Origin of the sequence: Streptomyces liangshanensis (assembly GCF_011694815.1) — a bacterium.
Classification (GTDB): Bacteria; Actinomycetota; Actinomycetes; order Streptomycetales; family Streptomycetaceae; genus Streptomyces; species Streptomyces liangshanensis.
Genome location: NZ_CP050177.1, coordinates 5,453,736 through 5,476,302, shown reverse-complemented (window position 1 = coordinate 5,476,302; position 22,567 = coordinate 5,453,736). Strand labels below are relative to the sequence as shown.

The following is a 22,567-nucleotide window of genomic DNA, read 5'->3' as shown; positions in this document are numbered from 1 at the left end:
GGTCCTTCCGCGTCAGGCGGTGGCGGCGTACCGCCAGAACTCCCGCATCAGGGCGGGCGGGGTGGGGTCCGCCATCGCCCGCTGGGTGAGCAGGACGCTGACCGCGCCGGTCGACGGGACGACGTGCGCGGTGGTGCCCGTACCGCCGACCCAGCCGTACCGCCCCGGTACGTTCCACGGATCGACGGCCGCCACGTCCACCGAGCCGCCGTACCCCCATCCCTGGCCCTCCAGGAACAGCGCGCCCTCGGCTCGTTGGACGGGGGTCAGGTGGTCGGTGGTCATCAGCCGCACCGACTCGGCGGACAGCAGCCGCCGGCCGCCGCCGCTTCCGGCGACGCTTCCGCCGTCGACGAGCAGCCGGGCGAAGGCGTACCAGTCGTCGGCGGTCGAGACGAGCCCGCCGGCGCCGGACTCGAACGCCGGGGGCGTGCTCCACTTCCCGTCCGGGGCGTCGGCCAGGGTCAGGTCGTCGCGGTAGAAGCTGGTGAAGCGGTCGAGGGCGGCGGGCGGCACGGAGAAGCCGGTGTCGGTCATGCCGAGGGGCTCGAACAGCCGCTCGGCCAGGAACTCGCCCAAGGGCCGTTCGGTGACCCGCGCGACCAGGACGCCCTGGATGTCGGAGCAGGTGTTGTACAGCCAGGCCTCGCCCGGCTGGCGCAGCAGCGGGATGCGGCCGAGGGCCGCCGTCCACGCGTCGGGCGGCGCGACGGCGTCCGGGTGCGGCCCTCCTTGCTTCAGCTCGCTGAAGAGCAGCCCGACGGCGGGCAGCGAGAAGTCGGCCGCGAAGCCGTACCCGGCGCGGGAGCTGAGCAGGTCGGCGACGGTGATCGGGCGGGCGGCGGGCACGACGTCGTCCACCGGCGCTCCGGGCGTCCGGACGACCATCGGCTGGGCCAGCTCGGGCAGCCACCGGCGTACCGGGTCGCCGAGCGCGATCAGCCCGTCGTCGACGAGCATCAGGACGGCCGCGGCGACGACGGGCTTGCTGATCGAGGCGATACGGAAGATCGAGTCCCGGGCCATCGGCGCGGTGCCCTCGGTGTCGACGTCCCCGACGGCCGCCACCTCGACCCGCCCGTCCTTGGCGACCAGGGCCACGGCGCCGGGGACGGTTCCGTCGTCGACGTGGGAGCGCAGGAGCGTGTGCAACGTAGTCATGTACGGAAGACCTACCTCCGGTACGGAACTCATCGGTACGAGAGCTTGGCCGACGGCCGGGCTCGGGTCCACCGGGCCGGCTAGTCCACCAGGTCCCTGACGACCGCGTCCGCGAGCAGGCGGCCGCGCAGGGTCAGGACCGCCCGGCCCTCGTCGTACGGTCCCGGCTCCAGCAGGCCGTCCGCGACCGCGCGGGCGGCGGCGGCGAGGCCGGCCGTCGCGAGCAGGTCGAGAGGGGCCCCGTCGGACAGCCGCAGTTCGAGCAGGATGCGCTCGACCCGGCGGTCCTCCGCCGTCAGGATCTCCCGGCCCGCGCCGGGCGAGCGGCCCTCGGCCAGGGCGGCGGCGTAGGCGCCCGGGTGCTTCACGTTCCACCAGCGCACCCCGCCGACGTGGCTGTGGGCGCCGGGGCCCGCGCCCCACCAGTCGGCGCCGCGCCAGTACAGCTCGTTGTGCAGGCAGCGGCCGGCGTCGGTGGTGGCCCAGTTCGACACCTCGTACCAGGAGAACCCGGCCTTCGCGAGCACGTCGTCCGCGATCAGGTAGCGGTCCGCGTGCTCGTCGTCGTCCGTCATCGGGACCTCGCCGCGCCGGATGCGGCGGGCGAGCTGGGTGCCCTCCTCCACGATGAGCGCGTAGGCGCTGATGTGGTCGGGTCCGGCGCCCACCGCGGCGGCCAGCGAGGCGCGCCAGTCGTCGTCGGTCTCGCCGGGGGTGCCGTAGATCAGGTCGAGATTGACGTGCTCGAACCCGGCGGCCCGCGCCTCGGCGACGCACGCCTCGGGGCGGCCGGGGGTGTGCGTGCGGTCCAGGACCTTGAGCACGTGCTGCCGCGCGCTCTGCATGCCGAAGGAGATCCGGTTGAAGCCGCCCTCCCGGAGCGCCGCGAGGTACGCCGGGTCCACGGAGTCCGGGTTGGCCTCGGTGGTGATCTCCGCGTCGTCCGCGAGCCCGAACTCGTCGCGGACGGCGGCGAGCATGCGGACGAGGTCGTCGGCGGCGAGGAGGGTGGGGGTGCCGCCTCCGACGAACACCGTGCGGACGGGGCGCCTGTCGTCCCCCAGCACCTTCCTGGCCAGCCGGACCTCGTCGATCAGGGTGTCGGCGTAGTTGTCCCGCGAGGCCAGCACGCCGCCGGTGCCGCGGAGCTCGGTGGCGGTGTAGGTGTTGAAGTCGCAGTACCCGCAGCGGGTGGCGCAGTAGGGAACGTGCAGGTAGAACCCGAGCGGGCGGTCCGCGGCGGCGTCGAGGGCGTGCGTTGGCAGGGTGCCGGTGTCGGGCATGGGGTCGCCGTCGGGCAGTACGGAAGGCATACCCCCAGTGTCCCGCACTCCCGGCCAGCGCCGGGTCACCGCTTTGTCCTCAATCGCCGGACGGGCTTGATTGTGCCGCTGCGGGCCGTCTTCCGGCTGCGGGTTGTCGCCGGGGGTCGGCCAGGGGCCGCGTCCTGCACTGCATGTTTTACGTCGCGCGCAACCAGCTGTCCCGCTAACCCCCGTCACGCGACACAAAACACGCTCTACGTTCCGGACACGACCCCTGCCCGCCCCCCTTCCAGGCGCACGTCAAAACAACCTGATCAAGCCCGTCCGGCGATTGAGGACGTCCTTGACCCGCACGGTCAACGGGCCCGCGCCACATCCAGCCCGTCCGGCGATTGAGGACATCGGTGAGGCGCGCCCGCGTGGGGGCAGGTCAGGTCGTTGGGGGTGGGCCCCCGGCCTGGAAGACCAGGAGCGCTACGTCGTCCCCGGGCGGCGCCCCGTCGAAGTCGTGCACCGCCCGCCGTATCCGCTCCGCCACCCCCTCCGCCGACAACCCCACACACTGCTCCAACGCCCGCGCCAACCCATCCCCGTCGTCGAGCATCCGCCGCCCCGAGCGCCGTTCGGTCACGCCGTCCGTGACGCACAGGAGCGTGTCCCCGGGGGCCAGGTCGAACGTACGGCTCTGGTACGACACGTTCTCCTCCACCCCCAGCAACAGCTGCGGCGTCGCCGCGGACGTCACCGTGCCGTCGGGCCGCAGCAACAGCGGCAGCGGATGCCCCGCGCTGGCGAGCGTGCAGCGCGCACCCCCGCCGAGGGGCAGCGGCACCAGCTCCCCGTACAGGAGCGACAGGAAGCGCGGCCGGTTCTCCTCCCGCACCGCACCCCCCTCGGGCGCCGCCGCGACGGCCGCCGCCGCCTCGGTGGCGTCGTCCAGGAGGAGCCGGTTGAGCCGGTCGAGGACCGCGCCGACGCGGTACCCCTCGCGGGCCAGCAGCCGCAGCCACGGGCGGGCGAGGCCGGTGACGACGGCGGCCTCGGGGCCGCTGCCCTGGACGTCGCCGAGCATGAAGCACCACCGGCCGCCGGGCGGGCAGGGGAAGACGTCGTAGAAGTCGCCGCCCGCCAGCCCCTCGTCGCTGGGTTCGTAGACCAGGGCGCTCTCGACGCCGGGGATGCGCGCCACCTGGCTGGGCAGCAGCCCGCGTTGGAGGACCCGGCTGATCGTGGCCTGCCGCGTGTACCGGCGCGCGGCGCCGATCGCGAGGGCCACCCGGCGCGCGAAGTCCTCGATGAGGGCCGACACCTCGTCGGGGACGCGGGTGCGGCCCGCGCCGCCGAGCAGCAGCGTGCCGAGCGGGCGTCCGTTGGCGACGAGCCGGCAGGCAAGGGCGGCGCCCTCGTCCGTACCGTCGCCGTCGTCAGCGTCGAAGGCGGAGGCGTCGGCTTCAGCGGCGGGCCGCCACGGCACCGACACCGGGACCGGCCCGCCCCGCAGGCTCTCCGGCAGCCGGGGCAGTTCCTTGCGCAGGGACTCCTGCTCCAGGACCGCGCGCAGTTCCTCGATACGGGACTCCTCGGCGTGCCAGACCCGCGCGAGCCGCGGCGCCGCCCCGGCCTGCCCGCCCTCGGCGTCGAGCCAGACCGCGCACCAGTCCGCGAGGCGGGGCACGAGCAACTGGCAGGCCAGGGCGGCGACGAGGTCCTCGTCGAGCTGCCCGGCCAGCAGGTCGGAGGCCTCCGCGAGGAACGAGAGCGCGGCGCGCCCGACCCAGTCGGGGTCGTCGCGCACGGCGCGGCGCGGGGCGGGGGTGAGGATCTCGGCGGCGCGCAGTTCCCGCCGTACCACCGGCTCGGCCGCCGGCCCGCCGGCCCCGACGCCCACTCCCGTACCGCTGTCCCCGGCCGCCTCAGGGGCCACGGACGCCTCCCTGGCATCCCCGGACGCCTGGGACACCCCTGCACCCCCGGAACCCGTCACAGGCGCCCCAGGCGCCTCCCCCGCCCCGTCCCGCACGTCGAGCGGCAGCCGCGCCCATACGGTCTTGGTGCCCGAGCGGTACGTGATGCCCCACCGCTCGGCGAGCGCGGCGACCAGTTCGAGGCCCCGCCCGTACTCCGGCGTCCCGGCCGGCGCCCGCCCCCGCCCGTCGCTCAGCACGCCGCGGGCGGGGTGGTGGTCGGACACCTCCAGGACCAGCGCGGCGCCCACCTCGTCCGGCCCGTCGTCGCTCGCGGAGGGGTCCTGGGCGGGGTCCTCCAGCCGGCAGAGCAGCTCGACGTCGGTGCCCGCGTGCACCACCGCGTTGGTGACCAGTTCATCGACGATCAGCACCGCGTCGTCGGCGAGCAGGTCCGTGCTGTGCTGTCCGGGGGAACAGCCGTTCTCCCCCGGGCAGAAGATGCAGGTGGCCAGCAGGCCCAGGCTCGTCCAGTCGGCGAGTGCGGCCCGCGCGAAGCGGCGGGCGGCGGCCGGGGCGAGCGGGTTGCCGGGCAGGCTGGTACGTGACGTCGACCGCGCGTCCTTGCGTAACGGCACCTGCGGTGCCGGTCTGCGGGCGGTTGCGCGCGGGATCGGAATGCGACCCACTGTGCGGCTCCTGGTCCGGTTCCGGTTCTGGCGTTGCGCCGCTTACGATCCCGACAGAGTGACAGACGGAGGCCGACCATACGCGCCGAGTCATGGAAGTGACACCGGCCGCCTGCCACCAAACCGCCGGAACGGCGTGCGAACACGCCCCGGACAGAGCATTCTTGCCTCGCTGGCCGAACAGGGGCCGGACAAGGAGCCCGGAATGAGCAGAACCGCGCCCGCCGAGGATCGCGCGAGCATCCTCCTCGTGGACGACATGGAGGACAATCTCGTCGCGCTGGAAGCGGTCCTCGCTTCCCTCGACGAGCCTCTCGTACGGGCCCGTTCGGGCGAGGAGGCGTTACGGGCGCTCGGGCGGCAGCAGTTCGCGGTGATCCTGCTGGACGTGCGGATGCCGGGCATGGACGGCTTCGAGACGGCCACCGCGGTCAAACGGCTCGACCACGCGAAGGACATCCCGATCATCTTCCTGAACGGGTCGGACTCCGACGGGGGTTACGCGTTCCGGGGGTACGCGACGGGCGCCGCGGACTTCCTGACGAAGCCCTTCGACCCGTGGGTGCTCCGGGCGAAGGTCCGGGTCTTCCTCGAACTGCACCGGGGCAAGCGGCAGTTGGAGCGGCTGCTGGCCCGGGAGCAGGAGCAGCTGGGGCGGATCGGGGACCGGCTCGCGTCGATCGAGAAGGAGCTGGCGCAGGGCGACCCGAACGATCTCGCCGTCCTCGGCCACCAACTGACCCGCATCGAGGAGACCTTGGGCGAGCTGCGCCGGGAGCGGGAACAGTAGGGCGCCTCTCGCCGGACGGGCGCCGTGGAGGGACCGGGGGCGGGGTGGCCGTACCGGAACACCCCGCCCGGGTCGTCCTCAGACCGCCTTGGTGCCCGCGTACATCTCCTCCAGCAGGTCCTTGTACTCCCGCTCCACCACGGGCCTCTTGAGCTTGAGGCTCGGCGTCAGCTCGCCGTGCTCGATGTCCAGGTCGCGGGGCAGCAGCCGGAACTTCTTGACCGTCTGCCAGCGCTGGAGCCCCTCGTTGAGGCGCTGTACGTAGCCGTCGATGAGCTGGACGACGGCCGGCGACGCCACGACGTCCTCGTACGACCTGCCCGCCATGCCGTGCTCCGCGGCCCAGCCGAGGATGGTCGGCTCGTCGAGCGCGATCAGGGCCGTACAGAAGTTGCGGTCGGCGCCGTGCACCAGGATGTTGGAGACGAACGGGCAGACCGCCTTGAACTGGCCCTCGATCTCGGCCGGCGCGATGTACTTGCCGCCGGAGGTCTTGATCAGGTCCTTCTTGCGGTCGGTGATGCGCAGGTAGCCGTCGACGGACAGCTCGCCGATGTCACCGGTGTGGAACCAGCCGTCGGCCTCCAGCACCTCGGCGGTCTTCTCGGGCAGCCCGTGGTAGCCGGACATGATGCCGGGGCCGCGCAGCAGGATCTCCCCGTCGTCGGCGATCCGCACCTCGTTGCCGGGCAGGGGCTTGCCGACCGTGCCGGTGCGGTACGCCTCGCCGGGGTTGACGAAGCTCGCGGCGCTGGACTCGGTCAGTCCGTAGCCTTCGAGGATGTGGATCCCGGCGCCGGAGAAGAAGAAGCCGATGTCGGGGGCGAGCGCGGCGGACCCGGAGATGGCGGCGCGCAGCCGGCCGCCGAAGGCCTCGCGGAGCTTGGAGTAGACGAGCGCGTCGGCGACCTTGTGCTTCGCGCCGAGGGCGAAGGGGAGCGACGCCCTGCCCGTACGGCGGAAGTTGTCCTGGGAGATCTTGGCGGACTCGCGGGCCAGTTCGGCGGCCCACTGGAAGATCTTGTACTTGGCGCCGCCGCCGGCCCGTGCCTTGGCGGCGACCCCGTTGTAGACCTTCTCGAAGATTCTCGGTACGGCCGCCATGTAGGTGGGTCTCACCACCGGCAGGTTCTCGATGATCTTGTCGACGCGGCCGTCCACGGCGGTGACGTGCCCGGCCTCGATGTGGCCGGAGGTCAGCACCTTGCCGAACACGTGGGCGAGCGGGAGCCACAGGTACTGGACGTCGTCGTGGCGGATCAGGCCCGTTCCCACGGTGGCCTTGGCCATGTACGACCAGTTGTCGTGCAGGAGCCGCACGCCCTTGGGGCGGCCGGTGGTGCCCGACGTGTAGATGAGGGTGGCGAGTTGGTCCGCGCGGATGGCGCCGAGGCGTTCCTTCACGGCGCCGGGGTTCCGGGCGAGGTACGCGCGCCCGCGGGTCTCCAGGTCGGCGAGGGAGAGCACCCAGCCGTCCGGGTCCCCTTCGGCGGGGGTCGCGCCGGCGGGGTCGATGACCACCACGTGGGCGAGGTCGGGCAGTTCGGCGCGGCGCTCGCGGGCCTTGGCGAGCTGGACGGCGTCCTCGGCGATCAGGACGCGGCTCCCGGAGTCGGCGAGGATGTACGCGCACTCCTGGGCGTTGGTGGAGGGGTAGACCGTGGTCGTCGCGGCGCCCGCGCACATCACGCCGAGATCGGTGAGAATCCAGTCGACACTGGTGGCGGCGGCGAGCGCGACGCGCTCCTCGGGTCGTACACCCAGCTCGATCAGGCCCGCCGCGACGGCGTACACGCGCTCGGCGGCCTCGCTCCAGGTCAGCGACCGCCAGTCGTCGGGACCCTCGCCGGAGGCCGGGGGGACCGGGTAGCGGTAGGCCTCGGCGTCGGGCGTGGCCGCCACGCGCTCAACGAAGAGGACCGCCACGGAGGGCGGCCGGTTCTCGATCAAGTTCTGTGTGTCGCTCACGGCATCCTCCGGGCCCGTCCGCAGCTCTGCGTGACGGACTGCTGTTCCAACTGTCGAGTAACTAACTCGCGAGTAACTACCGATCTGCGATCAGACTAGATGCCGTCCGGCCGGTACGTAAGTGCCTGCGCGCCGCCGCTTCATAACAAACCCGGCCGATGGAACCGGCCCGGGGAATCACGCCCCTGGACCCCTCACGGGACCAGGATCCGTGGAACGGCCCGCGGGCCCGCACGCCGTGGCGTGGGGGCCCGCGGGCGCCGCCGGGGTGCGGGCGCCGTACTACTACTTCTTGGCCTTGCCGCCTACTTCTTGGCCTTGCCGCCCGACTCGTCGCTGGACAGCACCGAGATGAAGGCCTCCTGCGGGACCTCCACGCTGCCGACCATCTTCATCCGCTTCTTGCCTTCCTTCTGCTTCTCCAGCAGCTTCCGCTTACGGGAGATGTCACCGCCGTAGCACTTGGCGAGGACGTCCTTGCGGATGGCGCGGATGGTCTCGCGGGCGATGACCCGCGAGCCGATCGCGGCCTGGATCGGGATCTCGAAGGCCTGGCGGGGGATGAGCCCGCGCAGGGTGGCGACGAGCCGCACGCCGTACGCGTACGCCGCGTCCTTGTGGGTGATCGCCGAGAACGCGTCGACCTTGTCGCCGTGGAGCAGGATGTCGACCTTCACGAGCTGCGCCGACTGCTCGCCGGTCGGTTCGTAGTCGAGCGAGGCGTACCCGCGCGTCTTGGACTTCAGCTGGTCGAAGAAGTCGAAGACGATCTCGGCGAGGGGCAGGGTGTAGCGGATCTCGACCCGGTCCTCGGAGAGGTAGTCCATGCCGAGCAGCGTGCCGCGGCGGGCCTGGCACAGCTCCATGATCGAGCCGATGAACTCGCTGGGGGCGAGGATCGTGGCCTTGACGACCGGCTCGAACACCGCGTCGATCTTCCCGTCGGGGAACTCGCTCGGGTTGGTGACGATGTGCTCCTTGCGGTCCTCCATCACCACCCGGTAGACCACGTTGGGCGCGGTGGCGATCAGGTCGAGGCCGAACTCCCGCTCCAGCCGCTCGCGGATCACGTCGAGGTGCAGCAGGCCGAGGAAGCCGACGCGGAAGCCGAAGCCGAGGGCCGCGGAGGTCTCCGGCTCGTACACCAGCGCGGCGTCGTTGAGCTGGAGCTTGTCGAGGGCGTCGCGCAGCTCGGGGTAGTCGGAGCCGTCCAGCGGGTACAGGCCGGAGAACACCATCGGCTTGGGGTCCTTGTAGCCGCCGAGCGCCTCGGTCGCCCCCTTGTTCAGGGTGGTGATCGTGTCACCGACCTTGGACTGCCGGACGTCCTTCACGCCGGTGATGATGTAGCCCACCTCACCGACGCCGATGCCGTCGGCCGGGGTCATCTCCGGGGAGGAGACCCCGATCTCCAGCAACTCGTGGGTGGCGTTGGTGGACATCATCCGGATGCGCTCGCGCTTGTTGAGGCTGCCGTCGATGACACGGACGTACGTGACGACGCCGCGGTACGAGTCGTAGACGGAGTCGAAGATCATCGCGCGGGCGGGGGCGTCCGCGTCGCCGACCGGCGCCGGTACGTCCCTGACCACCCGGTCGAGCAGCGCGTCCACGCCGACGCCGGTCTTCGCCGAGACCCTGAGGACGTCCTCGGGCTGGCAGCCGATGAGGTTGGCCAACTCCTCGGCGAACTTCTCGGGCTGGGCGGCCGGCAGGTCGATCTTGTTGAGCACCGGGACGATGGTGAGGTCGTTCTCCATCGCCAGGTACAGGTTGGCGAGGGTCTGGGCCTCGATGCCCTGCGCGGCGTCCACCAGCAGGACCGTGCCCTCGCAGGCGGCGAGCGAGCGGGAGACCTCGTAGGTGAAGTCCACGTGGCCCGGCGTGTCGATCATGTTCAGGACGTGGGTCCTGCCCACGTCCTCGCCCGTCCTGGGCGCCCAGGGCAGCCGGACCGCCTGGGACTTGATCGTGATGCCGCGCTCGCGCTCGATGTCCATCCGGTCGAGATACTGGGCGCGCATCTGCCGCGAGTCGACCACACCGGTCAGCTGGAGCATCCGGTCGGCGAGGGTCGACTTGCCGTGGTCGATGTGCGCGATGATGCAGAAGTTGCGGAGCAGCGCCGGGTCCGTACGGCTCGGCTCGGGCACGTGGGTAGGGGTCGCGGGCACGCAGGGTCCTGATTCTTGAGACGCGCGGCGTCTCGTCTCGGGTCGACTCGGAGCGATACGTAGCCCCTATCGTCCCATGGGTACGGGGCTGCGACCGGTTTGGGCCGCGTCGGCGGTGGCTGGTAGCCTGAGCAGCTGTGTCCCGTGCCGTCTCGGTCCGGGACACTCACTCGAAGATCATCAAACCTGAAAAGGCTCATTCGTGGCGAACATCAAGTCCCAGATCAAGCGGAACAAGACGAACGAGAAGGCGCGCCTGCGCAACAAGTCCGTCAAGTCCGCGCTCAAGACCTCGATCCGCAAGGCTCGCGAGGCGGCTGTCGAGGGCGACGTCGAGAAGGCCACCGCGGCCGCTCGCGAGGCGTCCCGCCAGCTCGACAAGGCCGCCTCGAAGGGCGTCATCCACAAGAACGCCGCCGCCAACAAGAAGTCGGCGCTGGCCTCCAAGGTTGCCGCTCTCCAGGCCTGAGTACCCGCTCCACATGATGTGATCGCCGGAAGGGACCCAGCGGGCCCTCTCTACCGCTCCTGACCGGCGGACCCAGGATTCGCACACGACTGCGTTCGCCACGCGGGTGCGAATCCACACAGGTTTGACGTCGAAGGCCCGATGCCGTCCCACCCAGGACGCCACCGGGCCTTCGTCACACCCCGACCCCTCACACCAGCCCGTCCGGCGATTGAGGACAAGCGAGGCCGAAGGCCGAGCAACAGCCCCGCAGAACTACCCGCACGGGCACAGCGACCCCTTCCAGCCCGTCCGGCGTTTGAGGACAAAGCAAGGCCGAAGGCCGAGCAACCGCCCCGCCGAGCCACCCGCACCCGCCCGCGAACCGGCACCCCGCGACCGCTACCTACCTACCGGCCCGCGCAGCCCTGGCAATCGCGACGACCGCCTTCTCCAACGCGTACTCCGGGTCATCCCCACCCCCCTTCACCCCCGCATCCGCCTCGGCCACCGCCACCAGCGCCGCCGCCACCCCGTCCGGGGTCCATCCACGCATCTGCTGCCGAACCCGATCGATCTTCCACGGCGGCATCCCCAGCTCACGCGCGAGGTCGGCGGGCCGCCCCCCCCGGGCCGACGAGAGCTTCCCGATGGCCCGGACGCCCTGGGCGAGCGCGCTGGTGATCAGCACGGGCGCCACCCCCGTCGACAACGACCACCGCAACGCCTCCAGCGCCTCGGCCGCACGCCCCTCCACGGCACGGTCCGCGACCGTGAAGGAGGAGGCCTCCGCACGGCCCGTGTAGTAGCGGGCGACGATCTCCTCGTCGATCGTGCCCTCCACGTCCGCCGCGAGCTGCGAGACCGCGCTCGCCAGCTCCCGCAGATCGCTGCCGATCGAGTCGACGAGGGCCTGGCACGCCTCGGGCGTGGCCGAACGGCCCAGCACGCGGAACTCGGACCGTACGAAGCTCAGGCGCTCCGCCGGCTTCGTGGTCTTGGGGCACGCGACCTCCCGCGCACCCGCCTTGCGCGCCGCGTCCAGCAGCGCCTTGCCCTTGGCCCCGCCCGCGTGCAGCAGGACGAGCGTGATCTCCTCGGCGGGCGCGTCGAGGTACGCCTTGACGTCCTTGATCGTGTCGGCCGAGAGATCCTGCGCGTTCCGCACGATGACGACCTTGCGCTCCGCGAAGAGCGACGGGCTGGTCAGCTCGGCGAGCGTGCCGGGCTGGAGCTGGTCGGAGGTGAGATCACGGACGTCCGTGTCGGCGTCGGAGGCGCGGGCCGCCGCCACGACCTGCTGCACGGCACGGTCGAGCAGCAGGTCCTCCTGACCCACGGCGAGCGTGAGCGGGGCGAGCAGGTCGTCGGGGGAAGCTTTTCTGGTGGCCATCGCGAACCAGCATGGCACGCCCCACCGACACACCCCCGCCCCCGCCCACCCCCCACCCACAGACACACGAACCGCCCACGCGGAGGCACACGGACCGCACGCACGGAAGCCTGCGAACCTGCCCACACGAATCGGCCCGCAAAAGCACCACCCAGCCGCACAAAGCCCGCACCAACCCGCCCGGGGCCGAACCCGCCCGCACGGGAGGCATACGAACCTGCCCGCACGAAGTACGACCCAGCCACGCGAAGACCGCACGAACCCGCCCGGGGGGGCGCGAACCGGCCCGCACGAAAGCACCACCCAGCCGCGCGGAGGCCGCACCAACCCACCCGCGGAGAGGCCGAACCCGCCCGCACAGGTGATGCGTACGCACCCGCCCACACGAAAGCACGACCCACCCGCACGGAGCCGCACGAACCCGCCTTAGGGGGCGAACCCACCCTCGCGGGGGACGTACGCACCCGCCCGCGCAAGAAGCACCACCCAGCCGCGCGGAGGCCGCACCAACCCACCCGCGGGGAGGTCGAACCCGCCCGCACGGGGGACGTGTACGCACCCGCCCGCACGAAAGTACGCCCCAGCCGCACCAAGACCGCACGAACCCGCCCTGGGGGGCGAACCCACCCGCACGGGGGACCTATGCACCCGCCCACGCAAAAAGCATCACCCGCCCGCGCGGAGGCGCGCAGTTCCGGCCGCCGAATACGACCAGCCCCGTCCCCCACCCTCGCGGGGCGCGCTTCCTACGGCGCCTCGCGCCAGCCGTCCCAGTCGGCGACGAACGTGTCCAGCTCAGCGGCGTCGAGCCGGCCCCCCGGGTCCTCCACGACGACGAGCCACTGGGCGTCCTCCGCGTCGTCCTCGCCGGCCAGGGCGTCCCGGACGAGCTGGGGCTCCTCGGTCACGGCGAACCGCTCGCCCAGCTCCCGCGCCACCTCCTCCGCGGCGTCACGGTCGGGCAGCACCAGCACATGTCTCACGTCGCTCACCCCCGCATTCTCCCGCCGGGCCGTCCGGGATCGCCCCCCGATCCTTCGCCTAACCCTGGATCTGGGTCTTGGGGATGATCTGGATGTCGAGGTCGATCTTGATGCTGGAGCCGACCACCGCGATGCCCCGCGCCAGCATCGACTGCCAGCTCACCGTGTAGTCCTCACGGTGCAGCTCGGTGGAGGCGCGGACGGCCACGCGGGTCTCGCCCTCCATGCCGTTGCCGATGCCGAGGTACTGCGCGTCCAGGGTGACCGTGCGGGTCACGCCGTGCAGGGTGAGCGCCCCGGTGATCGCCCAGTTGTTCCCGCCGCGGTGCACGAAGCGGTCGCTGTAGAACTCCAGCGTCGGGTAGTTCGCCACGTCGAGGAAGTCGGCCGACCGCAGGTGGTCATCGCGCATCTGCACGTTCGTGTCGATCGAGGCGGCGCCGATGATGACGTGCATCGCCGACTGCTCGATCGTCTCGCCGATCCGGATGGCCCCGGCGAAGTTGTCGAACCGCCCGTGCACCCGCGCGAGCCCGATGTGGCGCGCGATGAAGCCGATACGGGAGTGGGCCGGTTCGATCTCCCACTCGCCGGGGGTGGGCAGCGGGAGCGAGGGCGCGATCTGGAGGGTGATGTCCCCGAGTCCGGCGTGCTGGCCGTCCTCGGCGATCGAGACACTGCCCCGGTACGAGCTGAAGCTGTCGGCCGACACCGCCAGCCGGTACTCCCCGTTCGGCACCATCGCCACGATCGTCCCGAACGGGTCGGTCTCCCCGCTGACGACCTTCCGCCCGTTCCCGTCGGAGACCGTGAACTCGGCCTGCCGGACGGGCTCGTTGACGGGATCGAGCACGCGACAGGTGAGCAGGCCCGCACCGGTGGGCACCGTCAGTCCCGCGAGTGGATTGCTCTTCTGGTGAGCGGCCGTCCGTCGGCCGCGCAGGCGACTGATCATGCGCTACGTACCCCTGTGCGTTCGGGCTCTACGGGGCCGCGCACGGCACTACGTCCTCAGCGGGGCGGCGGCCCATGACGAATACGCATTCGATCACCCTTGCGTCGTTCGAGGCAAACGTACGCCGGAGTACGGAGTCCGGTATATCCAGCCGTTATTGAACCGTGTCCGACCGCGGCCCCCGCACCCCCCTCCAGACCCCCACAACCGCTGCCACGTCCGGTGCGGTCCCCACAGACCGATCGCGGCGAACCTCGCCCGGCCCCGCGCCGCCTACGGCGAGAACAAGACATTCTCAACCGGCTCCCGAGCCCTACCCCGCCCCTACCCCGCCCCCGGCCCGTCCCTCGCGCCGCGTGGCACCGCGCGCAGGCCGCGGCCCGTCCCCGTGACCGCGATGGCCCCGTCCGTGTCCGTACGGAGCACCGCCGCTCCCCCGGCCCTCAGCGCACCGACCGTCCGGGGCGACGGATGTCCGTACAGGTTCTCCGCGCCGACCGAGATCAGGGCCAGCCGTGGACGGACCGCCCGGAGCAGGCCGGGGTGCTGGAAGGGCGAGCCGTGGTGGGCGACCTTGAGGACGTCGACCGGCGGGAGCGCCGGGTGGTCGCGCAACAGGCCTCGCTGCGCCGGGGGTTCCAGGTCGCCGAGCAGCAGCAGCGTGGGCCCGCCGCGGACGCGCACGAACAGGGTGACGCTCGCGTCGTTCGGCTCGCCCGCCACCGGATCCGCCCGGGGCCACAGCACCTGCCAGCTCAAGGGCCCCACCCGGCGCCGCTCCCCGGGTCCCGCCCGGACGACGGGCACCCCCGCCTCCGCGGCCGTCCTCCTCACGAACGCGCCCTGGTCCGCGGGTTCCTGGAGCCGCGTCGTCTGGATCGCGCCGACCGCCCGGCCCCGCAGCACCCCGGGCAGTCCCGCGACATGGTCGGCGTGCAGGTGCGTGAGCAGCAACAACGGCACGCGCGTGATGCCGAGATCCCGCAGACATCGGTCGGCAAGGAGCGGATCGGGTCCGGCGTCCACGACCACGGCCGTGCCGTCCCCGGCCGCCAGGACGGTGCTGTCCCCCTGGCCGACGTCGCACATCGCGAACGACCAGCCCGGCGGCGGCCATCCCGTCACCAGCCGGGTCAGCGGTGGTGGCCGAAGGATCACCAGGAGCAGGAGCACCGCGCAGGCGGCGGCGGTCCAGGGGTGACGCGGGACGCGTCGGGCGGCGAGCACGACAAGAGCCGTCAGGGCGGCCAGCAGCAGCCCGCCCCACCACCCCCCGGGCCAGCCGGCCTCGGCGCCCGGCAGGGCGGCCCCGCGCCGGGCCACCGAGGCGATCCACCCCGCCGGCCACCCGGCGCACCGGGCCAGCACCTCGGCGACGGGCATCGCCAGAGGCGCCGCGGCCAGGGCGGCGAAACCGAGCACGGTCGCCGGGGCCACGGCCAACTCGGCGAAGAGGTTGCACGGGATCGCCACCAGGCTGACCCGGGCCGCGAACACCGCCACGACCGGCGCGCACATGGCCTGCGCGGCCCCGGCCGCGGCCAGCGCCTCGGCGAGCCGGGGAGGCACGCCCCGTCGCCGCAGCGTGGCGCTCCAGCGGGGCCCGAGCGTGAGCAGCGCGCCCGTGGCGAGGACGGAGAGGAGGAATCCGTAACTCCGCGCCAGCCACGGGTCGTACAGCACCAGGAACAGGACGGCGCCGGCCAGGGCCGGGATCAGGGACCTGCGGCGGCCCGTGCCGATGGCGAGCAGAGTGATGCAGCCGCAGGCCGCGGCCCGCAGCACGCTGGGGTCGGGGCGGCAGACGATCACGAAGGCGAGCGTGAGCGCCCCGCCGAGCAGCGCGGTCGACCGCAGCGAGATCCTCAGCCTGGGCGCCAGGCCGCGTCGTTCGGCCCTGAGCGCGAGCCCCGGCGGGCCGATCAGCAGGACGAGGACGATGGTGAGATTGCTCCCGGAGACGGCCGTCAGGTGAGAGAGGTCCGTCGCCTTGAACGCGTCATGGAGGTCGGGCGGAATCCGCGACGTGTCGCCCACCACCAGTCCGGGCAACAGCGCGCGGGCGTCGGCGGGCAGCCCCTCGGTGGCCTCCCGCAGCCCGGCCCGGAGCGCCCCGGCCACCCGCTGCGGGACGGACGGCTCCCCGATGACCCGCGGCGGCCCCGCCCCTCCCCCGCGCAGCGCGGCCGCGTACCGGTCGTCGCCGTACGGGGGCGGGGAGAGCCGCCCGGTCAGCCGTAACCGGGTGGAGGGCAGCACCCCCCGCCACCGCCCCGCGTACGCACCGGGGTCGGCGAGGACCAGCACGGGCGTCCGAGCCGAGGTGACCGCACCGTCGGAGGCCGTCACGCGCGTCACCTCGGCCTCCAGCAGGAACGCGCCGCCGGACATCCGGTCGCCGAACACCCGGGGCCGGGTGGGCCGCGGATCGGAGGTGACGATCACCTCGACCGTCACCCGTGCGTACCGCTCCGCCAGCCCCGGCACGGGCCCCCGCCGCAGATCCGCCCCGTACAACCCGGCGGCAGCCGCCCCCGCGGCCCCGCACAGCAACACCGCGGCCAGAGCCACCCCGTTGAGCCGCCCCCACCCCACCCCCACCCACCGAAGCGCCCCTCTCGCCGCCGTCCCCCTCACCGCCACCCCTGTGAGGGTCAGCCCGGCCGCCAGAAGGCACACGAGGACACCAGCGGCCGTCCAGGACCCCTCGGCGCCCAGCGCCAGCGCCGCGGCCCCCCAGGCCGCCAGCGCGGGCGGCACCAGCCGAAGGTCCGTCGGCCCCTCCTGGCGGGGATCGGAGGCCCCCAGGGGGTTGCCGGCGGCCACGTGCACCGCCGGACGCGGCGGGCTCGTCGAGCGCGTCATGGCCGGACCAGCGGCCGGAGGTCGGCGAAGCGGCGGTCGCCGATGCCGTTCACCTCGCGCAACTCGTCCACGGACCGAAACCCGCCGTGCTCGTCGCGGTGGTCGAGGATGCGCTGGGCGAGCACCGGGCCGACCCCGGGCAGTGTGTCCAACTGCTCCGCCGTGCCGGTGTTGAGGCTGACCGGTTCCGGAGGACGCGGGCCACCAAGCGGCGCCTCGGCGGCAGGCGGGGCCGGTACGCCCACCACCACCTGCTCGCCGTCCGTCAGCACCCGCGCCCGGTTCAGCGCCGCGGTGTCCGCGCCCGGCTCCACACCGCCCGCGGCACGCAACGCGTCGGCGACCCGCGAACCCGCCGGCAGGCGCAGCACCCCCGGCCTCCGCACCTTGCCGCCCACATCGACCACCACCCGGTCCGGAACCGCCGCCCCCACCCCCGACCCCGGCGGCGGTGACGACCGCGGAACCACCGCCGCCGCCCGAACCACCGTCTGCGGGGCCTGCACCGACCTCGGTCGCGCCGCCCAGAAGTGCTGGGCCGCCAGGATCCCCGCCACGACCAGCACCACGGCCAGGGCGGCGAGCGTCCTGGGCTCCAGGCCGCACCGCAGTTGCAGCCACAACGGCAACCGCTCCCGCACCGCCAGAACCACACGCTCCCGCCGCCGCCCCGTCGGCGGACGATCAGGCGCGGCGGATACCGAAGGAAGCCGCGGCGGTGACAGTCCGTCACCCCTGGGCCCGTCGGTGAACAGCGCCTCCGCCCGCAGCCGCAGCGCCGCGGACGTCGTGGCCGCCGCGGATCCGCCCCCGCGTGAACGCGCGCGGAGACGACGGCCGTGCCGCGCACGGCTGTCGGAGCCGGGCGCCCGGCCCGGGCCACTGGTCGGAGAACTGGTCACGGAACGTGTTCGCAAGGTCATGCCTCAACACGTTAGGCACCGCCGCCGAACCTCGCGGATCACCCTCAATTCCGGTGGACAACCGATCCGTTGTGGATAACTTCGTCACCTGTACGTGTCACCCGTACGAGTCAGCGCGGGGAGATCACGGCCCCCAGCAGCCCCGGCCCGGTGTGCGCCCCGATCACCGCGCCCACCTCGCTGACGTGCAGGTCCACCAGTCCGGGAATCCGCTCGCGCAACCGCTCGGCCAGCGCCGTCGCCCGCTCGGGCGCCGCGAGGTGGTGCACCGCGATGTCCACGTCACCGACCCCGGCCCGCTCGGCGACGATCTCCTCCAGCCGGGCGATGGCCTTCGACGCCGTCCGCACCTTCTCCAGCATCTCGATGCGCCCGCCCTCCAGCTGCAACAGCGGCTTCACGGCGAGGGCCGAACCGAACAGCGCCTGGGCCGCGCCGATCCGCCCGCCCCGGCGCAGATAGTCCAGGGTGTCGACGTAGAAGTACGCCGAGGTCCCGGCGGCCCGCTTCTCCGCCGCCGCCACCGCCTCGTCCAGCGTGCCGTCCGCCTCCGCCGCCTCGGCCGCCGCCAGCGCGCAGAACCCGAGCGCCATCGCCACCATCCCGGTGTCCACGACCCGAACCGGCACCGGAGCCTCCTTCGCGGCCAGCACGGCGGCGTCGTAGGTCCCGGAGAACTCGGCGGACAGGTGGAGCGAAACGATCCCGCTCGCGCCGGCCTCGGCGGCCGCCCGGTACGCGGCGGCGAAGACCTCGGGGCTCGGCCGGGACGTCGTCACGGAGCGTCGCTTCTGGAGGGCGACGGCCAGCGACCGCGCCGAGATCTCCGTACCCTCTTCCCACGCCCTGTCGCCCAGCACGACGGTCAGCGGGACCGCGGTGATGCCGTGCCGCTCCATCGTCTGGGCCGGCAGGTAGGCCGTGGAATCGGTGACGATCGCGACATGGCGGGACATGAGCGGGAGGTTACCCGCCGTCGCCGCCGGTAGGCAGCCCGGGACCGCCTCAATGATCGCTTCCGTCCGGACCGACGTCGAATCCGTCACTTCCCGCGCCCGCATCCCGTCACTTACCGCGTCCGAATCCCGTCACCCAGGGCACGTCCCGAAAGCCCCGTCCCCTTCAGTTCGTGGCCTCCGGGCGTGGCTGCGGCTGCCTGGCCGGCTTCTGCCACGGATAGACGTTCTGCCGGGGATCCGGGGGCTCGATGGCCTCCGCCGTACCCCTGGCCCGGTCCGCTTCCGTAGGCCCCTCGGAATGCCCCTCGGACGGCCACTGTCCCGCCGCCGCGCCCCCCGCCGACTCGTCCACCGTCGACCAGTGCCGCAGCGCCCCCGACTCCACGTCGATCTGCTCGCTCAGGGACGACAGGTCGTCCTCCGCGAACTTCCGCGCCCGGTCCCGCGCCGCCCACCGCAACGAGTCCGCCGAACGCGTGATCCGCTCCGTGCGCTCCCGCAGCCCCTCCAGGCGCTCCGCGACCCTCGCCCGGTCCGGGTCCCGCTCCATCTGCCGGAGGTCGTCGTCCAGCTCCCTGCCGTGCACGCTGAGGCGCTCGAACAGGCCGACCGACTCCGACAGGGACGCGTCCTCGGCCGCGCCCGCGTGCAGCGCGTCCTGCGTGGCCTTCATCGACGTACGCAACCGGACCCGCAGCTGGGCCAGCTCGCCCGGCACGCCCATCTGTCCGAGGCTCCGCGCGCGCAGCGTGGTGTCCTCCACGGTCCTGCGGGCCTGCGAGATCGTGCGGTCGACCCCGCGCTTGGCCGCCTTGACCGCCTTGACGCTCACGAACACCCCCAGCGCCACGAAGGCGACGAAGAGTAGCGCCAGGATCAGGATCACGGCTTCCATGAGCGCCCCTCGGGGTTGGGTCGGAAACTTGTCGTCGTCCGTTGTGGCTTCCGCGGTTGTTCTTCCACCGTAAACGGAACGGGCAGGCAAAGGGTTCCGTGGAAACCCTCAACCTGCCCGTAATCGAAACCCTCAACCGGCCCGCAGGAACCCCCGACCGGCCCGTGGCGACCCGCAGCCTGCCCCTAGAGGCAGGCCCCCGCCCGTCATACGACGATGTTCACCAGCTTCGGCGCCCGCACGATCACCTTGCGGATCGTCGCGCCGCCCACCGCCACGACCACCGCCGCCTCGCCCAGCACCAGCGCCTCCAGCTCCGCGTCCGAGATCGACGCGGGCACCTCCAGACGCGCCTTGACCTTGCCCTTGACCTGCACCACGCACGTCACGGTGTCGTCCACGACGTACGCGGGGTCGGCGACCGGGAAGTCCTGGTGCACCACCGAGTCGGTGTGGCCCAGCCTGCGCCACAGCTCTTCGGCGATGTGCGGGGCCAGCGGCGCGACCAGCAGCACCAGCCGCTCGGCGACGGTCCGCGACACCGGGCCGCCGACCTTCGTCAGGTGGTTGTTCAGCTCGGTGACCTTGGCGATCGCGGTGTTGAACCGCAACCCCGCCATGTCCTGCGCGACCCCGTCGACGGCCTTGTGCAACGCGCGCAGGGTCTCCTCGCCGGGCTCCGTGTCGACCACGGTGACCTCGCCCGTCGTCTCGTCGACGACGTTGCGCCACAGCCGCTGGAGCAGCCGGTACTGACCGACGACCGCGCGCGTGTCCCACGGACGCGAGACGTCCAGGGGGCCCATGGCCATCTCGTACAGACGCAGGGTGTCCGCCCCGTACTCGGCGCAGATCTCGTCCGGAGTGACGGCGTTCTTGAGGGACTTGCCCATCTTGCCCAGGACGCGGGTGACCTTGGCGCCCTGGTGCCAGTACCCGCCGTCGCGCTCCTCGACCTCGGTGGCCGGCACCGCGATGCCCCGGCTGTCCCGGTAGACGAACGCCTGGATCATGCCCTGGTTGTAGAGCTTGTGGAAGGGCTCGACCGACGAGATGTGGCCCAGGTCGAACAGCATCTTGGACCAGAACCGCGCGTACAGCAGGTGCAGTACGGCGTGTTCGGCGCCGCCCACGTACAGGTCCACGCCGCCGTGCGGCTGCCCCTCGCGGGGGCCCATCCAGTACTGCTCGATGGCCGGGTCGACCAGCTTCTCGCTGTTGTGCGGGTCGAGGTAGCGCAGCTCGTACCAGCAGGAACCGGCCCAGTTGGGCATGGTGTTGGTCTCGCGGCGGTAGCGCCTGACGCCCTCGCCCCGGCCCAGGTCCAGTTCCACGTCGACCCAGTCCTGCTTCCGCGACAGCGGGGGCTCGGGCTGGGTGTCGGCGTAGTCCGGGTCGAACGTCCGCGGCGAGTAGTCGTCGACCTCGGGCAGTTCCAGCGGCAGCATCGACTCGGGCAGCGGGTGCGCGACGCCGTCCTCGTCGTACACGATCGGGAAGGGCTCGCCCCAGTAGCGCTGGCGGCTGAACAGCCAGTCCCGCAGCCGGAAGTTGACCGTGCCCTCGCCGATCCCGCGCGACGCCAGCCAGTCGGTGATCCGCGCCTTGGCGTCGGCGACGCCCAGGCCGTCCAGGGCGATGTCGTCGCTCGTGGAGTTGATGAGCTTCGCGTCGTAGGAGGCGAACGCGTCGTCCCACTCCGCCGGGTCGGCCGACCGGCCGTCGGACGGCTCGACCACGCAGCGCATCGGCAGCTCGAAGGCGCGCGCGAACGCGAAGTCGCGGCTGTCGTGCGCCGGGACGGCCATGATCGCGCCGGTGCCGTACCCCATCAGGACGTAGTCGGCGATGAAGACGGGCACGGGCTCGCCGCTGACCGGGTTGGTCGCGTACGCGCCGGTGAAGACGCCGGTCTTGTCCTTGGCCTCGGCCTGCCGCTCGACGTCGGACTTCGACGCGGCCTGCTTGCGGTACGCGTCGACGGCCTCGGCCGGGGTCGCGTGGCCGCCCGTCCACACCGCGTGCGTGTCGGCGGGCCAGGCGGCGGGGACGATCCGCTCGACCAGTTCGTGTTCCGGCGACAGCACCATGTAGGTGGCGCCGAAGAGGGTGTCCTGACGGGTCGTGAACACGGTGATCGCGCCGGCGTCACCGACCGGGAAGTCGACCCGCGCGCCTTCGCTGCGGCCGATCCAGTTGCGCTGCTGCGCCTTGATGGCGTCCGGCCAGTCCAGCGCGTCCAGGTCGGCCAGCAGGCGGTCGGCGTAGGCCGTGATGCGCATGTTCCACTGGCGCAGCTTCCGCTTGAAGACGGGGAAGTTGCCCCGCTCGGAGCGGCCTTCGGCGGTGACTTCCTCGTTCGCCAGGACCGTGCCCAGGCCGGGGCACCAGTTGACGGGGGCGTCGGAGGTGTACGCGAGCCGGTACTCGCCCAGCACGTCGGCGCGTTCGACGGCGTCCAGCGCGCTCCAGGGGCGCCCGTCGGGCGTCGTGCGCCGTCCGCTCTCGAACTGCGCCACCAACTCGTCGATCGGCCGCGCCTTGTCGGCCTCGTCGTCGTACCAGGAGTTGAAGATCTGGACGAAGATCCACTGCGTCCACCGGTAGTAGTCCGGGTCGATCGTCGCGAAGGAGCGGCGCGTGTCGTGTCCCAGACCCAGCCGGCGCAGCTGGACCTTCATGTTCTCCATGTTGGCCTCGGTGGAGGCCCGGGGGTGCGTGCCGGTCTGGACCGCGTACTGCTCGGCGGGCAGGCCGAACGCGTCGAAGCCCAGCGTGTGCAGGACGTTGTGGCCGGTCATGCGCTGGTGGCGGGCGAAGACGTCCGTCGCGATGTACCCGAGGGGGTGCCCGACGTGCAGTCCCGCGCCGGAGGGGTACGGGAACATGTCCATGATGAACTTCTTGGGCCGCGCGACCAGGGCGGGATCCCCGGCCAGGTCACCGGTGGGGTTCGGCGCCTCGTACGTGCCCTCGGCGGCCCAGACGTCCTGCCAGCGTGCCTCGATGTCGGCGGCCATGGCAGCCGTGTAGCGGTGCGGCGCGGCCGTCTCGGTGGCGGCCGGAGCCGTCTCGGCGGCAGCGGAATTCGTCTCGCTCATGATCCTTCGAAGCTCCATCGATCGTCTCTGCCTGCGGCGAATGAAAAAGCCCCTCGCACAGGAGGGGTCAGCCGCGCCGATTCCGACCGGATCT

Annotated in this window: 15 protein-coding genes; 2 read left to right on the top strand and 13 right to left on the bottom strand. The window is 72.4% G+C overall.

Annotation, left to right across the window (positions count from 1 at the left end; all coding sequences use genetic code 11):
• Positions 1-12: 12 nt before the first annotated feature.
• The 3 genes from HA039_RS23720 to HA039_RS23710 form a co-directional block, all read right to left on the bottom strand.
• Entirely contained in the window at positions 13-1,161 is a 1,149-nt protein-coding gene (locus HA039_RS23720; RefSeq protein ID WP_167033188.1) for a serine hydrolase domain-containing protein, read from the bottom strand.
• An 80-nt stretch (positions 1,162-1,241) separates the two neighbouring features.
• Entirely contained in the window at positions 1,242-2,474 is a 1,233-nt protein-coding gene (gene hemW / locus HA039_RS23715; RefSeq protein ID WP_167033186.1) for a radical SAM family heme chaperone HemW, read from the bottom strand.
• A gap of 382 nt (positions 2,475-2,856) precedes the next feature.
• Positions 2,857-4,968 (bottom strand): ATP-binding SpoIIE family protein phosphatase, encoded by a 2,112-nt coding sequence (locus tag HA039_RS23710; RefSeq protein ID WP_243869694.1) that lies wholly within the window; start codon positions 4,966-4,968, stop codon positions 2,857-2,859.
• A gap of 256 nt (positions 4,969-5,224) precedes the next feature.
• Here HA039_RS23710 and HA039_RS23705 point away from each other — a divergent pair, with 256 nt between their 5' ends.
• Positions 5,225-5,809, top strand: coding sequence for a response regulator (locus tag HA039_RS23705; RefSeq protein WP_167033184.1), 585 nt, complete (start codon positions 5,225-5,227; stop codon positions 5,807-5,809).
• Between the two features lie 78 nt (positions 5,810-5,887).
• On the opposite strand, the gene HA039_RS23700 is transcribed toward HA039_RS23705, so the two are convergent.
• Together HA039_RS23700 and lepA are read right to left on the bottom strand one after the other, a co-directional pair.
• The gene (locus HA039_RS23700; RefSeq protein ID WP_167033182.1) at positions 5,888-7,777 is read right to left on the bottom strand and encodes an AMP-dependent synthetase/ligase; all 1,890 of its coding nucleotides are present in this window, start codon (positions 7,775-7,777) and stop codon (positions 5,888-5,890) included.
• A 305-nt stretch (positions 7,778-8,082) separates the two neighbouring features.
• A complete protein-coding gene (gene lepA, locus HA039_RS23695; protein WP_167033180.1) occupies positions 8,083-9,951 on the bottom strand; it encodes a translation elongation factor 4 in 1,869 nt (622 codons plus the stop codon).
• A 202-nt stretch (positions 9,952-10,153) separates the two neighbouring features.
• Here lepA and rpsT point away from each other — a divergent pair, with 202 nt between their 5' ends.
• The gene (gene rpsT / locus HA039_RS23690) at positions 10,154-10,420 is read left to right on the top strand and encodes a 30S ribosomal protein S20 (protein WP_161312545.1); all 267 of its coding nucleotides are present in this window, start codon (positions 10,154-10,156) and stop codon (positions 10,418-10,420) included.
• A gap of 385 nt (positions 10,421-10,805) precedes the next feature.
• Here rpsT and holA read toward each other — a convergent pair whose 3' ends face one another.
• From holA to leuS, 8 genes are all read right to left on the bottom strand, one after another.
• Positions 10,806-11,792 (bottom strand): DNA polymerase III subunit delta, encoded by a 987-nt coding sequence (gene holA, locus HA039_RS23685; RefSeq protein WP_167033178.1) that lies wholly within the window; start codon positions 11,790-11,792, stop codon positions 10,806-10,808.
• A gap of 746 nt (positions 11,793-12,538) precedes the next feature.
• Positions 12,539-12,784, bottom strand: coding sequence for a hypothetical protein (locus HA039_RS23680; RefSeq protein WP_167033176.1), 246 nt, complete (start codon positions 12,782-12,784; stop codon positions 12,539-12,541).
• Positions 12,785-12,833: 49 nt separating this feature from the next.
• Positions 12,834-13,730: a YceI family protein gene (locus HA039_RS23675; protein ID WP_167033174.1), complete on the bottom strand. Its 897-nt coding sequence runs from the start codon at positions 13,728-13,730 to the stop codon at positions 12,834-12,836.
• A gap of 324 nt (positions 13,731-14,054) precedes the next feature.
• Positions 14,055-16,595 (bottom strand): ComEC/Rec2 family competence protein, encoded by a 2,541-nt coding sequence (locus HA039_RS23670; RefSeq protein ID WP_167033172.1) that lies wholly within the window; start codon positions 16,593-16,595, stop codon positions 14,055-14,057.
• On the bottom strand, positions 16,592-17,248 hold the full coding sequence (locus HA039_RS23665) for a ComEA family DNA-binding protein (RefSeq protein WP_341830036.1): 657 nt from the start codon (positions 17,246-17,248) through the stop codon (positions 16,592-16,594). The genes HA039_RS23670 and HA039_RS23665 overlap by 4 nt, the downstream gene beginning before the upstream one ends.
• A gap of 380 nt (positions 17,249-17,628) precedes the next feature.
• On the bottom strand, positions 17,629-18,474 hold the full coding sequence (locus tag HA039_RS23660) for a DegV family protein (RefSeq protein ID WP_167033168.1): 846 nt from the start codon (positions 18,472-18,474) through the stop codon (positions 17,629-17,631).
• Between the two features lie 166 nt (positions 18,475-18,640).
• Positions 18,641-19,372, bottom strand: a complete 732-nt coding sequence (locus tag HA039_RS23655; protein ID WP_167033166.1) for a hypothetical protein — start codon at positions 19,370-19,372, stop codon at positions 18,641-18,643.
• Positions 19,373-19,578: 206 nt separating this feature from the next.
• Positions 19,579-22,473: a leucine--tRNA ligase gene (gene leuS, locus HA039_RS23650; RefSeq protein ID WP_167033164.1), complete on the bottom strand. Its 2,895-nt coding sequence runs from the start codon at positions 22,471-22,473 to the stop codon at positions 19,579-19,581.
• Between the last annotated feature and the right edge of the window lie 94 nt (positions 22,474-22,567).

What these genes read in the sequence shown, in the direction of transcription:
- HA039_RS23705 (WP_167033184.1), top strand. Translation starts at nt 5,225, where the DNA reads ATGAGCAGAACCGCGCCCGCCGAGGATCGCGCGAGCATCCTCCTCGTG.
- holA (WP_167033178.1), bottom strand. Translation starts at nt 11,792, where the DNA reads ATGGCCACCAGAAAAGCTTCCCCCGACGACCTGCTCGCCCCGCTCACG.
- HA039_RS23670 (WP_167033172.1), bottom strand. Translation starts at nt 16,595, where the DNA reads ATGACGCGCTCGACGAGCCCGCCGCGTCCGGCGGTGCACGTGGCCGCC.
- leuS (WP_167033164.1), bottom strand. Translation starts at nt 22,473, where the DNA reads ATGAGCGAGACGAATTCCGCTGCCGCCGAGACGGCTCCGGCCGCCACC.
- HA039_RS23655 (WP_167033166.1), bottom strand. Translation starts at nt 19,372, where the DNA reads ATGGAAGCCGTGATCCTGATCCTGGCGCTACTCTTCGTCGCCTTCGTG.
- hemW (WP_167033186.1), bottom strand. Translation starts at nt 2,474, where the DNA reads ATGCCTTCCGTACTGCCCGACGGCGACCCCATGCCCGACACCGGCACC.
- HA039_RS23720 (WP_167033188.1), bottom strand. Translation starts at nt 1,161, where the DNA reads ATGACTACGTTGCACACGCTCCTGCGCTCCCACGTCGACGACGGAACC.
- HA039_RS23675 (WP_167033174.1), bottom strand. Translation starts at nt 13,730, where the DNA reads ATGATCAGTCGCCTGCGCGGCCGACGGACGGCCGCTCACCAGAAGAGC.
- HA039_RS23660 (WP_167033168.1), bottom strand. Translation starts at nt 18,474, where the DNA reads ATGTCCCGCCATGTCGCGATCGTCACCGATTCCACGGCCTACCTGCCG.